The sequence below is a fragment of the Bacillus thuringiensis genome, assembly GCF_001182785.1.
Lineage (GTDB): Bacteria > Bacillota > Bacilli > Bacillales > Bacillaceae_G > Bacillus_A > Bacillus_A thuringiensis_S.
The window spans coordinates 1,430,187-1,451,601 of sequence record NZ_CP012099.1 but is presented as its reverse complement, the minus strand read 5'-3'; the positions used below and the strand labels follow the sequence as shown (position 1 = coordinate 1,451,601).

Sequence of the window (21,415 nt, the reverse complement as noted above, 5' to 3'; positions counted from 1 at the left end):
TCATTTATTTACACTCTTCTTTTTAAAAGGAAGAATATACCGCCTTTTAAATTTATTATAATAACGTAGTCATTCCTATAGTGTAAAGCTTTTCTTTTACATTCATACTTTTTGCAAGAAAAGGACATTCTACAAGTAAGATATTCACTATTGGATATTAATATTATTAATAGAACAACGAGAGTTATGTTAAGTTTTTGTAAACTTTTCGATAAAATGTTTTAAAAAACGACAGTTTTTTGTTAGAATTGATTAGCCAATATATTTTACATATATTACTTTTGTGGGGGTAACAATAATGGTCTTTAAATCAAAAAAAGATAAATTTTCTGAAATGTTAATGAATGTTTCAGAAAATTTAAAAGAAGGCGCGCAATTTTTCGTGGAGTATAAAATTAAAAATGCTAGCGATTTAAAAGAGTTTTCTATGCGCATGAAAGAGTATGAGTCAAAAGGTGACTCATTTATTCACGAAATCATTATGGAGCTAAACAAAGCGTTTATTACTCCGATTGAACGTGAAGACATCCTACAACTTGCAATGAGTATGGATGATGTATTAGACGGATTAGATCACAGTGCTGGTCTGTTCGAAATGTATTCTATTACAGAAGCTGATGAATACATGATTAAATTCGTAGAAGCAATTAATCAATGTGCAATTGAAATTGCAAATTCTGTTGAACTACTGTCTAAAAAGAAGTTAGTCGACATTCGTACGAACGCGATCAAGATTAAGGATTACGAATCACAATGCGATGATATTCGTCGTCATGCGATTAAGCACTTATTCTCTCGTGAGAAAGATCCGATTAAGATTATTCAATTTAAAGAGATTTACGAAGAGCTTGAAGAAGTAGCTGATAGCTGTCAAAGCGTTGCAAACGTATTAGAAACAATTATTATGAAGAACGCGTAAGGAGTTTGATCATGGATACACTCTTGATACTGACCGTTTTAGTAGTCATTTGCGCTTTAGCTTTTGACTTTATCAATGGATTTCACGATACAGCAAACGCTATTGCAACGGCTGTTTCAACGAAAGCTCTAAAGCCTAGACATGCAATTATTATGGCAGCTATTATGAACTTTTTAGGTGCAATGACATTTACAGGTGTAGCAAAAACGATTACAAAAGATATCGTTGACCCATTTGCTTTACAAAATGGTTCTCTTGTAATTTTAGCTGCTTTACTTGCGGCGATAGCATGGAACTTAATTACTTGGTACTACGGTATCCCAAGTAGTTCTTCGCATGCAATTATTGGCTCAATCGCAGGTGCAGCCATTGCTGCTGCTGGTATTAGCTCATTAAACCTTAAAGGATTCATTAAAATTCTTGAAGCTTTAATCATTTCACCAATTATCGCTTTCGTTATTGGTTATATCGTATACAGTATTTTTAAAGTGGTCTTTAAAAACTTTAACTTAACGAAAACGAACAAAAACTTCCGTATATTCCAGATTTTCACTGCAGCATTACAAGCCTATACACACGGTACGAATGATGCACAAAAAGCAATGGGAATCATTACGATGGCTCTTATGGCTAATAACTATCATACTTCTAGCGATATTCCGTTCTGGGTACAATTATCTTGTGCTATCGCAATGGGGCTTGGTACTTCTGTCGGTGGATGGAAAATTATTAAAACTGTCGGTGGACAAATTATGAAAATTCGTCCTGTAAATGGTGTAGCTGCCGATTTATCATCATCACTTGTTATTTTCGGTGCAACATTCATTCACTTACCGGTTAGTACGACGCACGTTATCTCTTCTTCTATTTTAGGGGTTGGTGCTTCTCACCGTGTGAAAGGGGTAAAATGGGGAACTGCAAAACGTATGTTAATTACATGGGTTATTACACTTCCTATTTCAGCTTCTTTAGCTGCTCTGTTTTACTACCTATTACATTTTGTTTTCTAATCAAAAGTCGTCTTCCTTATTTTTCTAGGAAGACGACTTTTTTGTGAACAAGCCTATTTCTCATTAAAAAGCGTGTATAATAATTGGTGGATAAGTTATTTAGAGGAGTTGGCAATTTTGGAATACATCATGTTACTTTTCATCGGACTAATCGCCGGGACAGTCGGCAGCCTAGTTGGGCTTGGAGGCGGAATTATTATTGTTCCGTTATTAATTGGATTACACAGTTTATCACCACAACTTGCAGTAGGGACTTCTATGGTAACAGTCGTTTTTACAGGGCTATCTTCCACCCTTACTTACATGAAGCATAAACGAGTAGATTATAAAAGTGGACTTATTTTATTTATCGGAAGCGGCCCTGGTGGTATTATCGGATCATGGGCAAATAAATTTTTAAACCAAGACACATTTTCTTTATACTTTGGGATTTTCCTTATATTCGTCTCAATTCTACTTATGCTTCGAGACAAATTAAAACCTCTTTCCCTCTCAAATACGTCTGTAATTAAGCGTTCTTTTACAGATAATGATGGAAATACTGTACACTATCAATTCCCACCGTTTCTTGCTATCTTTATTGCCTTTATAGTTGGGTTTATATCTGGGTTATTTGGAATTGGTGGCGGTGCCTTACTTGTTCCAGCAATGATGCTTCTTTTTGCATTCCCAGCACATATTGCAGTAGCAACTTCAATGTTCATCGTATTTCTATCAGCAATTGTAAGTTCTGCAACTCACATCTCACTTGGAAATGTCAGCTGGATTTATGCATTAATCCTTATTCCTGGTGCATGGATCGGCGGAAAAATCGGGGCTTACATTAATACAAAACTGAGTGGTAACGCCGTAATTAATTTATTACGTATTACGTTAATTATTCTTGGAACTAGATTAATCATTATTTCCCTTTTATAACGTATTCTTTTTAGAATGCGTTTTTCTTATACACATGAATATAAAAATCCTCCAAGGAGAACAAATAAAATTAAACAAACACATAATAACATATAATTTGAAATATGTACTTTCTTCAAGTTGACCACTCCTATAACTGCGACTGTTATCTTTATGATAGCGAAAAAATAGTTCACTTGCAGTTACAGAGTGCTAACAATGCAAAATCAATTATTACAAATTTTATCCTTATATTTCATTTCTTTGTATATTCTATCGATTTAATAAAAAAAGATGTCATATTGACATCTTTTTTAGTGAAGAAGTGACCATCCCATAAAGTCTTCATGTACTTGGCACGCCCTCTTATCATTTCGATCATATAATTCAGCATAACTATCTGTTTCTTCATCATAAGCCATCGTATAAATAATTTGGCCGTCTACTTCAACGGATAAAACGACTCCACCTTTCATCTCTTCTACATGAATGATAGCATTCGCCGGAATTCTCATATCCGTCATTCTCATCGCATCTAACAATATACTAAACCCCCTACAGCGTATTCATTGCTAGTACTATTACACACTAAATAGTATACTACTGTAATAGCATACATTTCGTCAATGAAATTGCTGTTGAAATAGCATATTATCTATATACATATACGCTAAAATAGAAGAAATAGAAACATATTAATGGGGGGCTAACATTGATTCTACACAAAGGAGATGTACTATTCCGTCAAGGCGAGGACGGTCCTTTATACTTTATAAAAACTGGCTTATTAAAAGTAGTTCGGTTAGAAGAAGACGGAACACCATTTTTATTCAACATTATCGTTCCAGGTGAAACGATACCTCATCATTCTTTAATTTCACCGAAAGAATATCACGGTACAGCTATCGCTTTAATAAAAACAGAAGTGGAACCAATTACTAGTAGTGAATGGTATGAGAGACTTCAAGCAAATCCTGAATCATATGCCAACATCGCTATGCAATTGCAATCGAAATTAAGAATGATGCAACAACGAATTGATCAATTGACAACCGTCTCACCAAAAGAACGTCTTCATCGTTTACAAGAATGGTTCACATTATATTTAGATGACATTCCTATATATGAAATATTAACACAAACTGAAATTGGTCAACTGATAGGCATACGCCGTGAAACAGTTAACCGTTTATTACGAGAACAAATAAAAAACGAGGTAAAATAAATACCTCGTTTTATTGTTTATTCTCATCCGTCTTATTGTAAGCTTGTTGCTGGGCCGAAAAATTCATAATGAATATGCTCTTGTTTCACACCTAAATCAGTTAGTGCAGCATTTATATGCTTCATAAATGCTACTGGACCACAGAAATAAAATTCTGCTTCAGTTGTCGGAATAATAGTTTGTAACCATTCTGCTTCAATAAATCCTTCTTTATCAAAGTTCTTCGTTTCCAAATCTTTTTCAGTTGGTGCAGAATAACAAGTGTATGCTTTAACTTGTTCATATTCATTGTCTACTGCCTTAACATGTTCTTTCATTGCATGTGTATTACTATTTATTGCTGCATGAACAAAATATACATTTCGTTTTGAATCTTGTTCAATTAACGTATTTAACATACTCATCATCGGTGTAATCCCTACTCCACCACTAATTAGTACAACTGGTAACGTTGAATCCATTTTTAATACGAAATCTCCCGCTGGTGCACTTACTGGCAAAATATCTCCTTCTTTTACATGTTCATGTAAGTAATTAGACACTTTACCGTCTGGTGTATCTACACCTTTTTCTTTCTTTACACTAATACGATAATATTCTTTCCCAGGAGCATCGGATAAACTGTATTGACGATTATGTGTATATGTCTCACCTTCAATATTGATTTGAACCGTTACATATTGACCTGGGATGAATGAAGAAACTTTCCCTCCATCTTCAGGTTTCAAATAAAATGACGTAATAACATCGCTTTCCTTCACTTTTTTAACAATCACAAAGTTGCGGAAGTCTTTCCATCCACCTTCTTTATGTGCAGCTTCTTCATACATCTCTGCTTCAATGCTAATAAATGCATCAGCAATGACACCATATGCTTCTCCCCATGCATTTAAAACTTCATCAGGTGCACCTGCGACCTCTTTAATGGCACGTAGTAAACATGTGCCTACAATCGGATAATGCTCAGCTTTAATACCTAAACTTCTATGCTTATGACCAATTTGTTTTACAACTGGAATAATAGCTTCTAAATTATCAATGTACGTTGCAGCAGCATAAACAGCATTCGCTAACGCTTGTTGTTGTCTTCCCTTTTTCTGATTCGTATGGTTGAAAATATTCAATAACTCCGGATGTTCCGAAAATAAAATTTGATAAAATCTCGTTGTAATTTCAACGCCTTTTTCTTGTAATAATGGTACTGTTGACTTTACGATTTCAATTGTTTTTGCACTTAACATTGTATCCCACTCCTCTATTTCCTTAACTGTTTTTAGTTTAACTGAATCTTATAATGCAGATTGTGATTTTAATCACTATTAACACGTTGTTTTTGTGAATAATATATGAACATTGCATTTACAAAAGAAAATAAGCTAACTAGAATTCTAGCTAGCTTATTATTTTGTTTGTATAGCTTGTTCAATTACCTTTCTATCTTTCCCATCACCAAACTCCGTATACCCCCAGATATTCGTTTCACCTCTATATTTATTTACGATAATATCCAAGTCATGATATACACGGTGGGCATACACTACATACTCAATATTTTGAAGTTCCACACCTTTTTTTACAATTTTATAGCTTCTATTTACATCGCGTTTTATTTTTTCATTCTTTATTTCCGTATGTATATTTTTTAAAGATGGTTCTTGTTGTTGAAACCATTGCTTAAATTGATTCCAATCCCCGTCTGTATAATTCTCTGCTTTACCGTAATTTAAGAAATTATTATAGCTTTCATGTGTCATTCGAATAAAATCTAGCACTTTTGTCTCTTCTTGCACATCTTCTACTTGAGCTATTGTATTTACCTCAGCAGGCTTATTCGCATAATGTAACAGCACTTTCATAAGACTATAACTCGCAATGATCATTACGATAATAATCCCGAATACACTTAACAATTTCTTCATATACAGAACTCCTTCTCTACTAAAGATATTACAATGTATGACTATACTTGTAACATTCTCTCGTAGAAATATAATTCCTGTATTAATTCTTCCTATCATTTCGACAATATTTTTCTACACATTTCGTCTTGGCAAATGCTCCTGTAAAACAATATAACCTTCATAAGCTGTATAACCAAGTATAGCTATTAATCCGATATAACAAGCAAATACTGTCCATTTCGTTTTCGTATCCACTTTATAATAGTTTTCTTGTTGTTCCTTTTCTGTTTTCCATTCATTTAATTTTCTTTCTGACGCTTCAAATGCTTCTCTTATGTGAATAGTATACTCATCTTTTTCATCTTCATATGGAACATAATCTAATGGTTCGAACTTCGGTAAAAGATACTCTAACACTTCCATTTTTTGAAGTTCACCTATTTGTAACTCTTTTTCCCGTTCTCTTTGTCTTAATGCATTCATCTCATGATGCATCATGTATATAGTCCGATGTACAGCACCCGTTTCTTTTAATTCCTCTTCAAGCCTAGCAACATATTCTTTCATCCCATCAATTTTATGCCCTAATTCCTTAATCGGCTCATCTCTCTTTATCACTCTATATAATTCCATACAACCGATAATAACAATAAATCCTCCCAAAATACTTTTAAAGTAAATTGAATAGCCAAGTAATAAAATAAGGCCCGCTCCCCAAATTTTAGTACTGACAACTGAAATAATTCGCCCACCATCTAGCGGCGAAACGGGAATTAAATTAAAGAAATTAATCATACTTCCAAGCAAAATAACAAGCGCCCAAAATGGCTCTTTCGTCATTATATAAAGCGGTATCGCTGGCAAAAATGACAGAAGTCCGAAAAGCGGACCCATATAGGCAATGTAAGCTTCATCTTTTGCATTTTTCGGCATCTCTTTCATTCCAATAAGAGCCCCCATAAATGGAATAAAGATCGCTGGCGATGTTGGGATCCCTTTTCTTTTCGCAGCCCATAAATGGCCCATTTCATGAACAAACAACAAATAAATGAGCGCCACTCCAAATTTCCAACCATAAATAACTGCGTATGCGCCAAGCGATAGAAACATACTAAATACCGTTGAAAACTTTGCTAATTTAAAAATTGCAAATATCCACTTTAACTTAGACAGTAAAAATAATCCTATGGCAACAATAATTCCCCATAATCCTTTTTTATTATTTTTCATCTCTCTCTCCTTTAACCCCCTGTGACGAGTCATAAAAGCCCATCAAAAATTATTCTTGCCTCTATTATGACATATTTTTTTCTATTGTTAGAAATAATGTTTATTTAATCCATTTTTAGCCAAAAATACAAATAAAGGAGGTGCATACGAATGAATTTACAATCTCTCATAATAGGTGTTTTATCATTTTTAGCTTCAACTCTTATTTTTTATACAGTGAGCTATGTATTATTATTAGATTGGTTGCCAAATCACTTACTTATCACTCTTATCATTCTTTCCGCTCTTATGATTTCATTTCTTATTACACGAAAATCAATGAATGAGCCATCTGCAAAAGCAAAATAATAGAGAGGGGTTCTTCCCCCTCTCTATTATCATTTCCTAGGAAAGGCTACATAGAATTTCAATTCAGTTACAGCCAATAAGGATCTTACCTCAAAATTCAGTTGGAACAAAGAAGTTAAGCGGGAGTCAACGCCGAATTGGCAAAGACTATTAATCAATGAAAAATGAGTATCCTCCTCCGATTAAAGTCTCACTTTATCTTTGAAAATTCATTTTTTCACCATACTCTTTAACGATTTGAATTATATTTTGAAACACGCCTATTTTTTCTTTTTCACTGTTTAATATTTTTAAATCATACTTTTCGTAATATGTTTCTAATGATTTTAATTGTGATTCTGAAGCACCTTTTATCGGAACAGTAGCATGCAATTCATATTGCTTATACCCTTCCTTTACTTTTTCACCTAAAATCATTTCACTCTCTTTTGCTCCAATTAATTTTTGAACTTTTTCTGGGAAAGTGAGTTGCAAATAATATTCTTGTTCCTTCACTAACTTGTTGTATAGTGATTGTGAAATCGTATACCGTACCATATAATTCACATTTTGATCGCCTGCTTTAATATGAAACGCAGTAATCTGCAAATCTTTTTTTGTTACTTCCGTTAAAGGACCTACCTGCATCTCATCTTCTTTTTGTTCTGAAACATTTGGAAATATAGCCAGAAGCTTTTCCGTATCTTTTTCATTCAACATATACATAGCTTTCTTATATTGCACCCATCCTCGTCTATCTTCTCCCCTTAACCATGCATAATAAGTTTCTTTTTTCCCATCTCTACTAATTTGTATTTCATATTCAGGTTCACCGAAGCTTCCGGTTATTTCTTGTTTCTCAGCTTTATCCAAAATGTCTATTACTAACTTCGCTTCTGATTCCTGCAACTTTTTCTCTTTATGTTTTTTTTGTATAACGGTTCCCCCTATTGTTTCTTTCACTTCATTCACCGTCTCTTCTACTTTTTTTGTTTCTTTTTTTTGCTCAGCTTGACCACAAGCTGCTAGTAACATAACAAATAACAACAATACATATTTCCCTTTCAAATTAATCCTCCTTTTACGATAAGAAATTCTTATAATCTTCATACATAAAACAAAAACGTGACATCCTATTAAATAAGTTATACTAATCATTGAAAGGAGGTCTTTATCATGTCCATTAATTTTCATGATGCAAATAATAAATACACATACGCAACAAGAAACGCTCATATTTCTTGGGCTGAAATGGTAACAAACATTACAGACATACAAAACAAGCAAATAATTGATATTGGCTGCGGTGGCGGGATTTATACGAAAGAACTTGCTCTTATGGGAGCTAAAAATGTTGTGGGACTTGATTTTTCAAAAGAAATATTACAAGCTGCAAAAGAAAATTGCAACAACTTTCCAAATATTTCATTCATCCACGGTGATGCACATAATATCCCATACCCTAATGAAACATTCGACATAGTTATTTCGCGCGCAGTTATTCATCATTTACAAGACATTCCTACATTTTTACGTGAAGCTTCTCGTATATTAAATAAAAACGGTGTACTTATTTTACAAGATCGAACGATTGAAGATTGTACAGTTCCAGGAAGTCCCGAACACATTCGTGGATATTTTTTCTCTATATTTCCAAAACTCATTGAAATAGAGTCAAAAAGACGTCCAAAAACTAACACGATACAGAAAGAATTACAAAAACATTCTCTTCACGTACTTCCCACACAAACACAATGGGAAGTACGAAAAATACATGATTCTGTAGAAGCATTGCTACAAGATTTATCTCCTCGAACAGGTCGATCCATTCTATATGAGTTAACAGATGATGAAATTTCTCAACTTCTACAACATATACAGACCGCATTACAAAACGTCTCTCCTATTATTGAAAGAGATCGATGGACAATTTGGAGCGCCATGAAGTTGTAAGGAAGGAAGCCTCACAAAATAATGTGAGGCTTCCTTTCTTTCATAATCTAATTTTGCAACACTCTTGATATCCTCCACTTCTGGCCTGTGCACTTCCACACTTCGGACATACTAAATATCTAGACTGATTTGTCAACAAACTACCTTTTTGAAAGAGTAAAACTTCTGCTTGTTTAAACGAACGCGAATAATATAACCACATAAAACCAATTATAGCAATAATGCCAAATAATACTCCCATCGCAAGCATTTCAGTCACCTCTTTTGGTTTGTTCTTTCCAGCAAGTGGATTGTTGTAATATTCTCTGTAAATTCAAATAATCCCTTCTTTACTCCTATAAATATCAACTTTCTCTATAAATTTTACAATTCTCCGCAAATTTTTACTCCCATTTTACAATTCATTATTCCTTTTGCAACAACGAATTTTACTTTCGATATTTCCGTATATAAATATATCTTTCAAAAAACATATTGACTTTCTAAAAAAAACATGCAACAATACTGTCAGAATACTTGAATAAAAATTCATTGACGAGAACGAGTACGTTATAGAACTGTTCCCCAGAGAGTTGGCAATTTGCTGAAAGCCAACGTTCAGTATGTAACCGAAAATCATCTCCGAGAAGTAGAACCGAATGTTACAGTAAGTTCTTACCGGCCGTCCCCCGTTACAAGGAACACGTATCATGTTGTACGTTGCAAAGCCGTATACATATAGATTTATTTCTACATGTATAAATTAGGGTGGTATCGCGGGTAAATATAACTCGTCCCTTTCTTTAGGGACGAGTTTTTTGTGTTCTTACAAATGAATTTAAAAAAGGAGGAAAAACAATGAACACTGTATCAAAAAAACATATTTTTTTCACGGGTCTTATGCTATTTTCTTTATTTTTTGGGGCAGGTAATTTAATTTTCCCTCCCATGCTTGGACAAAACGCAGGTGAAAACTTTTGGCCAGCAATGATTGGATTTTTACTAACAGGAGTTGGCTTACCACTACTAACTGTTATCGCAATTTCTCTATCAGGAAATGGGATGCAGCAACTCGCGAGTCATGTCCATCCATTATTCGGAATTTTCTTTACAGTAGTTGTATACATTGCCATCGGTCCATCCATGGGCATCCCACGTGTTGCAAATGTCGCTTATGAAATGGGTGTTAGTTCTTTCTTACCAGAAACAATCCGCTCTAGCAGCCTAGTGCTATTTGTATATACAATCATATTCTTTACTTTCGTATTTTGGCTGAGTTTAAATCCATCTAAACTTGTCGATCGTATTGGAAATATATTAACACCTATTTTATTACTCTCAATTTTCTTATTGTTTGTTAAAAGTGTCTTTACACCACTTGGGCAATCAGGACCAGCTATGCAAGAGTATCAAACTTCTCCAATCTTCAAAGGCTTTATGGAAGGGTACTTAACAATGGACACCATTTCAGCACTTGCATTTGGAATTATCGTTGTAAATGCAATTCGCTCTAAAGGTGTGAATGATCGTAAGTCCATTGCCATCGCCACAGCAAAAGCAGGGCTTATTGCCGCTACAGGACTCGTACTTGTATATGGTGCACTCGGCTGGCTTGGGGCAACTAGTGTCTCTCTCGGATATGCAAAAAATGGTGGACAGCTACTTACTGTTATCGTACAACAATTATTCGGTCCGTACGGTTTGCTCCTATTATCTCTTATCGTTACACTCGCTTGTTTAACGACATGCGTTGGACTCGTATCTGCGTGCAGCCAATATTTTTCAACATTATTGACTACATTCTCATACAAAACGTTCGCGAGTATCATTTGCGCATTAGGATTATTAGTTGCCAACTTAGGTTTAACGAAAATTATCGCAATCTCTGTTCCAATTCTACTTGTTGTGTATCCAATTGCGATTGTACTCGTACTACTATCGTTACTTCATAAATACTTCGGTGGATATCGCTCTGTTTATGTAGGTGCTTTAATCGGAGCAGCTGTAGTGAGCGTATTTGATGGATTAAAACAAGGTGGTATTTCAGTTTCATTCATCACACCATATTTTGAATTTATCCCTTTATATAATGAAGGAATCGGCTGGCTAATACCAGCATTAGCAGGAGCTCTTATTGGCCTTGCAATCGCTAAGTTAAGCGGTACGAAAAAAGTTCCATTACTAACCGAATCTAACGAAGTAAAAGCCTCCTAAAAAAACTCCCAAAAGGGAGTTTTTTTACATTTGATAAGCATTATGATTAAAACTGCTTATTTTATAAGCTTTCGTATAATATTCAATATTCGTATCAACTGTTTCTACCTTGACAACATCATAGTGCTCTTCTTGCTTTACTAAAAATAAATAGTATTCCTCTGTTGCCTCAATAATCGCAATTTTATCTGTTTCAACATTATATTGTTCACAAAGTGCTTGTAATGCGTTCACATAATCCCCTAATTTTTTAGACTTATCCATTCCGAATATAGTTTGAACTAACATATACATTCTCCCCTTTATATGTACTGTTAACACCTCAATGATAACGCTTACAATATTTATCGTCAATAAAAACATTCAATGGTTTTAACGCCAAATCTATATTGTAGCGATCCAATAATTAGCGAGGAATCCCCCCGCCAATTAAAGTTTCACTTTATCACTTCGTTAATTGATGTCTAAATGCATAAATAACTGCCTGAGTACGATCACTTACATTCAATTTATTTAATATATTACTCACATGTGTCTTTACCGTTTTCAGTGCAATAAATAACTCATCCGCAATCTCTTGATTACTTTTTCCCTCTGCAATTAATAACAAAATCTCAAACTCTCTTTCCGTTAAATCATCATGCAAAGGTTGCTCTTTCTTTTGACGCATACGGGACATCATTTTCCCGGTAACTTTCGGCTCTAATACTGTTTCTCCATCATAAGTAGCTCGTACAGCATCTGCAATATCACTTGCTCTTGATGTTTTTAATAAATAACTAGTCGCCCCAGCCTCAATAACAGGATACAATTTTTCGTCATCTAAAAAGCTTGTTACAACTACAATTTTTGCTTCTGGCCATTCTTGAATAATAGCACGTGTTGCTTCGACACCATCCATCTCATCCATAACAAGATCCATTAAAATAATATCCGGTCTTAATTGCAGTGCTAATTCTGATCCTTTTTTTCCATTTTCAGCTTCCCCTACTACTTCAATATCTGGCTGTGTAGATAAATATGCCGATACACCCATACGAACCATTTCATGATCATCGACAAGCAATACTTTTATCATACTTCTCCCCCTCTCTCAAGCATAATCGGTACTTTCACTTCTATTTGTGTACCTTTGGCCGGGAAACTAAGTACCTTGAGTGTCCCACCAATTTCATGAACACGCTCTTGCATCGATCTTAAGCCATAGGAACCGGCTTTATTAACGCCTACTTCAAACCCAACACCGTCATCAATGATTTTTAAAATCGCATATTGATCAATTTTTCGAAGGCGCACTTCTGTTTTCTTTGCCTTCGCGTGTCGCAACGTGTTTGATAGCGCTTCTTGCACAATACGGAATAAATGATCTTCTACACCTTTTTTTAATTCTATTGGCTCAATAAGCCATTCAATTTTCATATGTTGTTTTCGCGATAATTCCGTTAATAATTCCTCTATACCTTCTGTCAGTTTCTTTCCTTCCAATTGTACAGGACGTAAATGAAGGAGCAATGCTCTCATTTCTGATTGAGCATTTACAACCATATTTTCAACAAGTTGTAATTGTTTTTTTGTCACATCTGGAAATTCAGTTATTTGTTCATTAATCGCTGACATCATCATCGACATTGCGAAAAGCTGCTGACTTACTGAATCATGCAACTCCCTTGCTAAACGATGCCTTTCTTGAGATATCGCTTCTTGTCTCATCTCTTCATTCCAATGAGCTCGTTCATTCGTTACTTTTTGAAAGAGTCCCGCTTGCTCCTCTAATCGACGAGCCAGAGCGATTACTTTTCGTTCCACTTCATGAAATTCATCATCTGCAGTAAACGAAACATCGCTCGGAAAATTCCCTCGCTCTACTTCAAATAGAAAAGTATTTAATCCTTGTATACGCTGCTCTATATAGTAACCGATTGCATATCCTACAATTCCCCCGATAAGTAAACTTGTAGTCATAATAAACAAGCCAATTGGAACAGAAGCGATGGATTCCTTCCATAATAAATCATACACTTGTTGCTCGCTTTTCCATACATATACAATTGTACAAATGAGTGCGATACTAACAGAGGACAACATAGAATAACGAATATACATCCACGAAATATTTTTTTGTTTCTTCATTATACTTTCCTCACTTCCGTGTCGCCTACGACAAGCGAAGAAATAATTTTAATACGACGAGGAGCCTCTTTATACTGCTCTGTTCTAAATGTAACATTGCGGTTAAACCCTGTCTCTTCATGACCTGGCAAGAGCACACGGCCGACAAGAACAGAATGATTTAAAGAAAGTTCAATATCATATGGCACATATAAACGAATATTACCAACGACACCTCGAATAACAATTACTGTTTCTCCTTCTGGAATCATAGCAGTTGTTAAATCCATTTCCACATCACAAGCACCATATTGAACATTAATATCCTCAAGTTCATAAATATGATCCATCATTCGTACATTGCCTACAAACATATTTTTCAAATATGGTTCTGTACGATATATTTGCTTCTCTTCGTCTATAATCCCTTTTTCTTTAATTTCAACCTTCATTGCTTTTTGCTGATGTCCTTGTTGAATCAATTGATAACCAATTAAAGCTAAACAAGCAAATACGACAAGAACAAATGCTGCTGATGAAAATAAGAAGAATAAAAATACGATACCACCAACAAATAAAAATACATTTCCCCGTACATAACGATTCTTTTTACGATAATGCCTTCCAAACATAAGCATAATAAATGCAAAAATGAGACCACCTGGTTCAAAATGTCCAAGTATCATATCAAGAAAAAGACCGAATCCAAATATGATGAGGAGCATCCCCATTAATTGTGTCTTTGAAAAATGTTTCTTCATTTCAGCTCCCCCCCTTCTTGTCACATATACATAGAAGAAAAGGCATTGCTTTCCAACACCTTTTCTCCTATCACTATATCATAAGCCTGTTTTATAATATACTACTATTATTTTGTTAACTCTTTCGTTAACGATACATCATTCTTTTCCTTCATTTCACGCTCAAGTTTTGCAATTTTCATATCAAATGTGTCACGCTCATGCTCTTCATTCATACGAGTTTCTAAGTCACGAATGTGATCTTCAATTTCTTCAAATCGTAAGAACGGATTATTTTCATCCATTTTATGCATCGCAGTATTCATACGACGATTTGCATGTGCCATATTTTCACGTGCCATTAGTTCCATACGCTTTGCGTGCATTTCTTTTAATTTATTTTTCATTTCAGAAAGACGACGCTCTAACTCATCAATTTGCTCTACAACACCTGCATACATTTCTTCTAATCGAGTTACTTGCCCTTCATAATAAGCTACCTCTTCTAAAGCACGTTCGTGCAATTGTAATTCGCCTGCTTCTTGAGCAATGATAGCTTGCTTTGATCTTTTGTTAACGAAATAGCGTGCTTGCTCAAGCTCACGAGCAAAGTTAGATTTTAATGTTTTATGACGTTCAATTAACTTCTCAATTTTTGTTATTTCACGCTCACTATCACGTAAATATTGGTTTAACATCGCAATTGGATTTTTTCTTTCCTTCTCATCTAACACATTATGAAAATCAGCTAAAATTGCATCGCGTACACGTCCGAATAAAGATTGTTTCATTATAAATCTTCCTCTCTTCTACTTTATTTATAATTTGATTTATTGTTTTAGTTTTTCATTAATTTGTTCCACTCATCTTCAAAGTTGCTATATGGTTTAGAACTTTCTGGAGCAGACTCAACAACTACATCTTTTTCTTTTTTCCACTCACGGTATCCGTAGTATAAAACCACTAAAGCAGCGATACCGATTAATGCTGGTGAATGAGAAAGTGCAATGGATAAACCGATTAAACCAACAATACCCCAAGCTAACTTTCCAAAAAATGACTTAGCTCGCACAAATGATTTATAGCTCCAATATACAACTCCTGCTCCGATTGCGAATCCTACAATACCAGCAAGACTACCAAGAGCAATTAAAGCCAAAATACCGGCTGCGATAAACGCTAGAAATTGTTTCATCTTGTGCTTGCCTCCCTTCGATTTGATACTCTTATCTTAACTATTTTTTCATCTTTCCATAACGAGCTTAAGAACCGTTTTTAACTCAGACTTAAGACCGAGTCATATTCAGCCCTTTACGCAAAAAAAACGTGCAGAGTCTATTCTCTGCACGTTTTTTAATTACTAACGTTCATATTAAATTAAGCTGTTTTATGATACTCTTTTTTCTCAGCTACTTTCGAAAACCTTGGAAACCCAATTAAAATAGAAACAATCCCACATACTCCAACTAAAATTGGATAAAATGCATATGGTAACAATTCAACCGGAGATAACGCTGCAAATCCTGCTGCCGTTAACATTTGGGCACCGTATGGAATTAACCCTTGCACACAACATGAGAAAAGATCTAATACACTCGCTGATTTACGAGGGTCTATTTCATATTGATCTGCAATATTTTTTGCAAGCGGGCCTGTAAAGATAATTGAAATTGTATTATTCGCTGTACACATATTCGTCATACTCACTAAACCAGCAATACCAAATTCTGCTCCTTTTTTCGAACGAATATTACGAGTTAATACATTCATTAAATATTGAATACCACCATTATATTGGATTAATTCAACCATACCGCCAATTAATATAGCAAGTAACACTAACTCCATCATACCGCCCATTCCAGTCGTTACACTTTTAAAGAAACTTTCTAACGTGTAACTTCCATCTATAAGACCGATAACACCAGATAGTACAGTTCCACCAGTTAATACAATAAGTACATTCCAGCCAAGTAGCGCTGTAATAAGTACTCCTGCGTACGGTAAAATCTTTATCCACTCAAAGCTATGCGCTTTAATCTGCGTATCACTTCCTGAAGTAACTATTACTAATAGTACAATTGTAATAATAGCCGCTGGTAATACAATTAAAAAGTTCGTTTTAAACTTATCTTTCATTTCTGTTCCTTGTGAACGAACAGCTGCGATTGTTGTATCTGAAATAAATGATAAATTATCACCAAACATCGCTCCGCCAACAACAGTAGCCATCGCAAGTGCAATTGAGATATCAGTTTGACCACTAATACCTACAGCAATCGGTGCTAATGCTGCAATTGTTCCCATTGATGTTCCCATCGCTAATGAAATAAATGCACCAATAACAAAGATTCCAGCTACGATAAATCCTGGTGGCAAAATAGTTAACGCTAAATTAACAGTTGAGTCTACTCCACCCATTCCTTTAGCAGTTTCAGAAAATGCACCTGCAAGCACAAAAATTAATACCATAATCATAATATCCGGATTTCCTGCACCTTTAGCGAACCGCTCGACTTTCACATTAAAACTTTCTTTACGATTCATCACTAAAGCGACTCCTACAGCAATTGAAATCGCTACAAGTATCGGCAATTTATAGAAATCACCTGTAATAATTCCAGAACCAATAAATAGCGCCAAAAATATCCCAAGTGGTAATAAAGCTAAACCATTTCCTCTCGTTTCTTTCAAAGTACCATCTCTCCCTAGTTTCAACCTTTTTTCTAATGAATAACAAAAGACCTCTTCCGACGAGAAGAGGTCTTATACATCTATAAGAAACACTCTTCTCATCTTTCAAGCACACGCTTGCTGGATTTGGCACAGCACTCTGAAATCGAGTCCGCTGCCGAGGCATCGTAGGGCCAGTCCCTCCGCCTCTCTTTATAAGAAGGTTTCATATTTATTTTTTAATAATAATTTCTTCCCTAACTTTACTCGCTTACAAAACAAAAGTCAATTATTTTTTGTATAGATTTTTTTGGTAATTATACAAAAATTTGAATACAATAATCATTTTAACTTTTCGATTTCTTCTTCCAATATTGAAATCCAATAAAATTCACTATTTTTTATTGTTGCTAATATCCATTTCGTCGTGTACCAAACTAGCTCATAATCTTCCTTCGTGACATCGCCACTTTTATAAGCGTCCTCTAGCTCCTCTTCATCTAATACATACACCTTACCGCTAGGTAATAATACTACATCTAAATATAAATCATCAAAATACGGTAAACCACGGTCATCTATTTCATATTCTTTCGTCACATCAATATAATATTGCACTAAATTGTGCCTATCATCTAACATAGCTGTAATCGCAAAGTTCTTTCCATTAATAAAATATTGAACCCATGTATACCCATTACCTGCAATACAAATTTCTTTACCATCATATTCTTTACAACTAGGCTCTCTCACCTTTTTTATATCCAGTATTCCGAGCATTCCCTCTTCTACTTGCTTAACCGTATAACCCTTTTCTATTAGTCTCTTCCACGAAGAACCATCACCATATTTACGTTTCATTATGTCTGCTCCTCTTCTATATACAGAAAAGCTCCCACATATTATGTGAGAGCTTGTTCATATTATAATTAAGCTGCTTGACCTTTTTCAGAAATCTCTTTCAAATAAGCTTGTCCTTTTTCAGCGTCATATTGACCTTCCCACTTAGACATAACTACAGCTGCTAAAGAGTTTCCTACAACGTTAACTGCTGTACGAGCCATATCTAAAATACGGTCAATACCAGCAATGAACGCTAAACCTTCAGGTGGAATACCTACTGTACCAAGTGTCGCTAATAATACAACGAATGATACGCCCGGTACACCTGCAATACCTTTTGATGTAACCATTAATACAAGTAATAATGTAATTTGTTGCGTAATAGATAACTCAATACCGTACATTTGCGCCAAGAAAATAGCCGCAATTGCTTGATATAAAGTTGATCCATCTAAGTTAAATGAATAACCTGTCGGAATAACGAAAGATGTAATTGCTTTTGGGCAACCGAATTTCTCCATTTTCTCCATGATTTTTGGTAAAACTGTTTCTGAACTTGCTGTAGAATATGCTAAAATCAGCTCGTCTTTTAAAATCTTAAAGAATTGGAAAATGTTAATTCCAAATATTTTCGCTGTAAGTCCTAAGACAACTACAACGAAGAAGATCATTGCTCCATATACAACAATTAGTAATTTTCCTAATGGAATTAATGAAGCAAGACCAAATGTAGAAACTGTAACTCCAATTAGCGCAAACACACCAAATGGTGCAAATTTCATAACTTGGTTTGTTACGTAAAACATCGCATCAGCTACACCTTGGAAAAATTGAAGAACCGGTCTTCCTCTTTCACCAATTGCTGCTACACCTAAACCAAATAATACAGAGAAGAAGATAATAGCAAGCATATCTCCGTCAGCTAATGACTTCATAATGTTCGTTGGAACAATATTTACAAATGTATCTGCAAATGAATGACTTTGTACTTGCTCTGTCGTATGTGTATATTTCGAAATATCTGTCTTTGTTAACTGCTCCATATTTACGCCTTTTCCTGGTTGGAAAATATTCGCAATTAATAGACCGACAATAATTGCAATTGTTGTAATAATTTCAAAGTAAATAATTGTTTTTCCGCCTAGTCGGCCCAATTTTTTTACATCGCCAACACCAGCAACCCCAACAACAATACTTGCTACAACAATCGGTACAACGATCATTTTAATTAATCGGATGAAAATATCACCAATTGGTTGTAAATAACTCACTACCGCCGGATTGCCAAAGAAAATCGCCCCAACTGCAATACCAAGCGCAAGTCCTATTAATATTTGCCATGCAAGTCCTATTCTTTTCATATTTGTTGTAACCCCCTCTTCGATGTTTCACTCTATCTCTCATTCTATCTCTATAAAACTTGAAATTAAGAGTATTACATATTATTCGACAATTCACTACATTTTGTCCCTGTTAAAAATCATAAATCAAAAATTAAAATCTGACAACAAAATAAGTTTGCCCGAACGCAAATAATTTTCTTGACAAAAAGTAGACTCATGTCAGAAAACCTCACATGAGAACGATTCCTCACTAGTGTTTTATTAGCTTTTCAAGTAATATTTCACCTCATAAAAACTCTTAGTTTTCTCCTTAATTTCACAGATAAATCCCAAAATATACCTTTGTTACACAAGTAAATAACATGTAAGTACTATGACAATTAAAGTTGAAAAATGATAAATTCCGACAAAACTTAGCAATTTTATAAAGTTTTCTTTACATTATGATTACAACGATAGACACTCTTCTTCTTATGATATATAACATTCATAGGGAAAGGAGTCAGACAACTATGAAAAAGAAATTTGCAGCGTTTAGTGTTTTAGCAGCAGGAACGATTTTTGCTTCCCCGTTACTTTCACCCGTATACGCTGAAACAAATCAAGATAAATTATCTAACATTCAATCTGAATTAGAAGGCAAACAAAGTGACTTACAAAATAAATCAGTCGAGAAAGAACAAATAGAAAAAGAAATTCAAGAATTACAGAAGAAAATCGATGAATTAACTACTTCTATTAATAAAAACGAGGCTGAATTAAACGATACAAAAAAAGAAATTAGCAAAACTCAACAAGTAATTACTGACAAAAAGAAACATATTGAACAATTACAAACAAACATAGATACACGTCAGGAAGTTATTAAACAACGATTACAATCTATGCAAGAAAAACCTCGTACAAATATCATTACAGAGGTACTAACAAATTCTTCAAATATTGCCGATCTTGTTGATAATATGTACTCCGTAAGTTTAATATTAAACAATGATACAGATATTGTAAAAAAACAAACATCTGATCAAAATGCTGTAACTACAGAAAAAGAGGCTGTTGAGAAAAAAGAACAACAACTGAAAGAATCTGAGCAAAAACTAGAACAAAAACAGCAAGAATTACAAAATAACCAACAACAGCAACAAACTCTTATTAACGATCTACATACGAAAGTAGCAAAAGTAGATTCAGAGATTGAAGGATTAGAAGAATCCAAAGGCATTTTAGAAAATCAGCGTCAAGCTGTTCAAAAAGCAATTGAAGAAGAAAAACGGGCCGAAGAAGCTCGTAAAGCGGAAGAAGCTCGCCAGGCAGAGGAGGCTCGCAAACAACAAGCTACTAAATCTGCTCAAGCAACTCAAGCAGCCCCAACACCACATGATACAAATATCGGTGGCTTTATCAAACCAGCAGCTGGATCAAAAACTTCCGGATTTGGTGTACGTTCTTTAGATAACCATAAAGGAATTGACATCGCTGCTTCGGGAACGGTTCCAATTATCGCCGCTGCAGATGGCGTTGTTATTCGTTCAGAATTATCATCTAGTTACGGAAACGTAGTGTATTTATCTCACCGTATAAACGGAAAAACATATACGACAGTATATGCTCATATGAATAGCCGTTCTGTATCGAATGGACAAACTGTAAAACAAGGCGATCAGCTTGGATTTATGGGGAACACGGGCCAATCATACGGACAACATTTACACTTCGAACTTCATCTTGGAGAATGGAATGTCGGCAAGACAAACGCAGTTGATCCATCTCCTTATATCGGATTATAAAAAACCTCGGTGCCTACCGAGGTTTTTTATTTACACTTCACACACTATAGGCATTCTACATAGACTATAACTAAATGCCTATAGTTTACGGGGTGATTAATATGAATACACAATTACAACAAGAAATAGAAGAAGCTAGGGAAACGTTTATTGGCCGAATATTTACATTTGGCGGCTCAGCGTTATTTTTAATCGGTTCATTCATCGCAGTCGTCACAGCTTATAAAGCATATAATCGTTTATTAAATACTTCTACAACATAATA

24 protein-coding genes, 1 riboswitch and 1 other annotated feature are annotated in these 21,415 nt (G+C 34.7%); of the genes, 9 read left to right on the top strand and 15 right to left on the bottom strand.

Annotated features, from left to right (window positions below; genetic code table 11):
• Positions 1-298: 298 nt before the first annotated feature.
• From AC241_RS07675 to AC241_RS07665, 3 genes are all read left to right on the top strand, one after another.
• A complete protein-coding gene (locus AC241_RS07675; protein ID WP_000231445.1) occupies positions 299-919 on the top strand; it encodes a DUF47 domain-containing protein in 621 nt (206 codons plus the stop codon).
• An 11-nt stretch (positions 920-930) separates the two neighbouring features.
• On the top strand, positions 931-1,929 hold the full coding sequence (locus tag AC241_RS07670) for an inorganic phosphate transporter (protein WP_000380276.1): 999 nt from the start codon (positions 931-933) through the stop codon (positions 1,927-1,929).
• Between the two features lie 117 nt (positions 1,930-2,046).
• The gene (locus AC241_RS07665; RefSeq protein WP_000455762.1) at positions 2,047-2,847 is read left to right on the top strand and encodes a sulfite exporter TauE/SafE family protein; all 801 of its coding nucleotides are present in this window, start codon (positions 2,047-2,049) and stop codon (positions 2,845-2,847) included.
• 293 nt (positions 2,848-3,140) lie between these two features.
• Here AC241_RS07665 and AC241_RS07655 read toward each other — a convergent pair whose 3' ends face one another.
• On the bottom strand, positions 3,141-3,368 hold the full coding sequence (locus AC241_RS07655; RefSeq protein WP_000883009.1) for a hypothetical protein: 228 nt from the start codon (positions 3,366-3,368) through the stop codon (positions 3,141-3,143).
• 170 nt (positions 3,369-3,538) lie between these two features.
• On the opposite strand from AC241_RS07655, the gene AC241_RS07650 reads away from it, so the two are divergent.
• The gene (locus AC241_RS07650; RefSeq protein WP_016082299.1) at positions 3,539-4,051 is read left to right on the top strand and encodes a Crp/Fnr family transcriptional regulator; all 513 of its coding nucleotides are present in this window, start codon (positions 3,539-3,541) and stop codon (positions 4,049-4,051) included.
• 32 nt (positions 4,052-4,083) lie between these two features.
• Here AC241_RS07650 and hmpA read toward each other — a convergent pair whose 3' ends face one another.
• The 3 genes from hmpA to AC241_RS07635 all read right to left on the bottom strand — a co-directional run bounded on the left by hmpA (position 4,084) and on the right by AC241_RS07635 (position 7,182).
• Positions 4,084-5,292 (bottom strand): NO-inducible flavohemoprotein, encoded by a 1,209-nt coding sequence (gene hmpA, locus AC241_RS07645; protein ID WP_048563668.1) that lies wholly within the window; start codon positions 5,290-5,292, stop codon positions 4,084-4,086.
• A 159-nt stretch (positions 5,293-5,451) separates the two neighbouring features.
• Complete coding sequence (locus tag AC241_RS07640; RefSeq protein ID WP_048563669.1) at positions 5,452-5,970, bottom strand: hypothetical protein; 519 nt, start codon at positions 5,968-5,970, stop codon at positions 5,452-5,454.
• 114 nt (positions 5,971-6,084) lie between these two features.
• Positions 6,085-7,182 carry a site-2 protease family protein gene (locus tag AC241_RS07635; RefSeq protein ID WP_016082302.1) on the bottom strand — a complete coding sequence of 366 codons (1,098 nt, stop codon included), beginning with the start codon at positions 7,180-7,182 and terminating at the stop codon, positions 6,085-6,087.
• Positions 7,183-7,332: 150 nt separating this feature from the next.
• Here AC241_RS07635 and AC241_RS07630 point away from each other — a divergent pair, with 150 nt between their 5' ends.
• Complete coding sequence (locus AC241_RS07630) at positions 7,333-7,530, top strand: hypothetical protein (RefSeq protein WP_016082303.1); 198 nt, start codon at positions 7,333-7,335, stop codon at positions 7,528-7,530.
• A 195-nt stretch (positions 7,531-7,725) separates the two neighbouring features.
• On the opposite strand, the gene AC241_RS07625 is transcribed toward AC241_RS07630, so the two are convergent.
• On the bottom strand, positions 7,726-8,577 hold the full coding sequence (locus AC241_RS07625; RefSeq protein ID WP_050843061.1) for a YhfM domain-containing protein: 852 nt from the start codon (positions 8,575-8,577) through the stop codon (positions 7,726-7,728).
• A 108-nt stretch (positions 8,578-8,685) separates the two neighbouring features.
• Between AC241_RS07625 and AC241_RS07620 the strand changes: the two genes are divergently transcribed.
• Positions 8,686-9,462: a class I SAM-dependent methyltransferase gene (locus AC241_RS07620; RefSeq protein ID WP_050843059.1), complete on the top strand. Its 777-nt coding sequence runs from the start codon at positions 8,686-8,688 to the stop codon at positions 9,460-9,462.
• Between the two features lie 40 nt (positions 9,463-9,502).
• Here AC241_RS07620 and AC241_RS07615 read toward each other — a convergent pair whose 3' ends face one another.
• Complete coding sequence (locus tag AC241_RS07615; protein ID WP_000880630.1) at positions 9,503-9,712, bottom strand: hypothetical protein; 210 nt, start codon at positions 9,710-9,712, stop codon at positions 9,503-9,505.
• A 272-nt stretch (positions 9,713-9,984) separates the two neighbouring features.
• Positions 9,985-10,243 (top strand) — a binding site (T-box leader).
• Between the two features lie 56 nt (positions 10,244-10,299).
• Between AC241_RS07615 and brnQ3 the strand changes: the two genes are divergently transcribed.
• Positions 10,300-11,655, top strand: a complete 1,356-nt coding sequence (gene brnQ3 / locus AC241_RS07610; protein WP_016082307.1) for a branched-chain amino acid transport system II carrier protein BrnQ3 — start codon at positions 10,300-10,302, stop codon at positions 11,653-11,655.
• A 24-nt stretch (positions 11,656-11,679) separates the two neighbouring features.
• Here the strand turns inward: brnQ3 and AC241_RS07605 are convergent, their stop codons facing one another.
• The 9 genes from AC241_RS07605 to gltP form a co-directional block, all read right to left on the bottom strand.
• Positions 11,680-12,018, bottom strand: coding sequence for a DUF3922 domain-containing protein (locus tag AC241_RS07605; protein ID WP_141542533.1), 339 nt, complete (start codon positions 12,016-12,018; stop codon positions 11,680-11,682).
• 82 nt (positions 12,019-12,100) lie between these two features.
• Positions 12,101-12,733, bottom strand: coding sequence for a response regulator (locus AC241_RS07600; RefSeq protein WP_016082308.1), 633 nt, complete (start codon positions 12,731-12,733; stop codon positions 12,101-12,103).
• Positions 12,730-13,785, bottom strand: coding sequence for a sensor histidine kinase (locus tag AC241_RS07595; protein ID WP_016082309.1), 1,056 nt, complete (start codon positions 13,783-13,785; stop codon positions 12,730-12,732). Before AC241_RS07595 ends, AC241_RS07600 begins: the two co-directional genes overlap by 4 nt.
• Entirely contained in the window at positions 13,785-14,525 is a 741-nt protein-coding gene (gene liaF, locus AC241_RS07590) for a cell wall-active antibiotics response protein LiaF (RefSeq protein WP_029441825.1), read from the bottom strand. The genes AC241_RS07595 and liaF overlap by 1 nt, the downstream gene beginning before the upstream one ends.
• Before the next feature lie 107 nt (positions 14,526-14,632).
• Complete coding sequence (locus AC241_RS07585; RefSeq protein ID WP_000814127.1) at positions 14,633-15,295, bottom strand: PspA/IM30 family protein; 663 nt, start codon at positions 15,293-15,295, stop codon at positions 14,633-14,635.
• Positions 15,296-15,342: 47 nt separating this feature from the next.
• Complete coding sequence (locus AC241_RS07580) at positions 15,343-15,699, bottom strand: lmo0954 family membrane protein (RefSeq protein ID WP_000808640.1); 357 nt, start codon at positions 15,697-15,699, stop codon at positions 15,343-15,345.
• Between the two features lie 182 nt (positions 15,700-15,881).
• Positions 15,882-17,198: a Na+/H+ antiporter NhaC family protein gene (locus AC241_RS07575; protein WP_016082311.1), complete on the bottom strand. Its 1,317-nt coding sequence runs from the start codon at positions 17,196-17,198 to the stop codon at positions 15,882-15,884.
• Between the two features lie 95 nt (positions 17,199-17,293).
• Positions 17,294-17,399, bottom strand: a riboswitch (SAM riboswitch).
• A gap of 120 nt (positions 17,400-17,519) precedes the next feature.
• Positions 17,520-18,038 carry a ribonuclease FAU-1 family protein gene (locus AC241_RS07570; protein ID WP_050843055.1) on the bottom strand — a complete coding sequence of 173 codons (519 nt, stop codon included), beginning with the start codon at positions 18,036-18,038 and terminating at the stop codon, positions 17,520-17,522.
• Between the two features lie 68 nt (positions 18,039-18,106).
• Positions 18,107-19,381, bottom strand: a complete 1,275-nt coding sequence (gene gltP, locus AC241_RS07565) for a glutamate/aspartate:proton symporter GltP (RefSeq protein WP_016082313.1) — start codon at positions 19,379-19,381, stop codon at positions 18,107-18,109.
• A gap of 494 nt (positions 19,382-19,875) precedes the next feature.
• On the opposite strand from gltP, the gene AC241_RS07560 reads away from it, so the two are divergent.
• Together AC241_RS07560 and AC241_RS34725 are read left to right on the top strand one after the other, a co-directional pair.
• Entirely contained in the window at positions 19,876-21,150 is a 1,275-nt protein-coding gene (locus AC241_RS07560) for a murein hydrolase activator EnvC family protein (RefSeq protein WP_029441822.1), read from the top strand.
• Between the two features lie 101 nt (positions 21,151-21,251).
• Positions 21,252-21,413, top strand: a complete 162-nt coding sequence (locus AC241_RS34725; RefSeq protein ID WP_172452168.1) for a hypothetical protein — start codon at positions 21,252-21,254, stop codon at positions 21,411-21,413.
• Positions 21,414-21,415 lie beyond the last annotated feature (2 nt).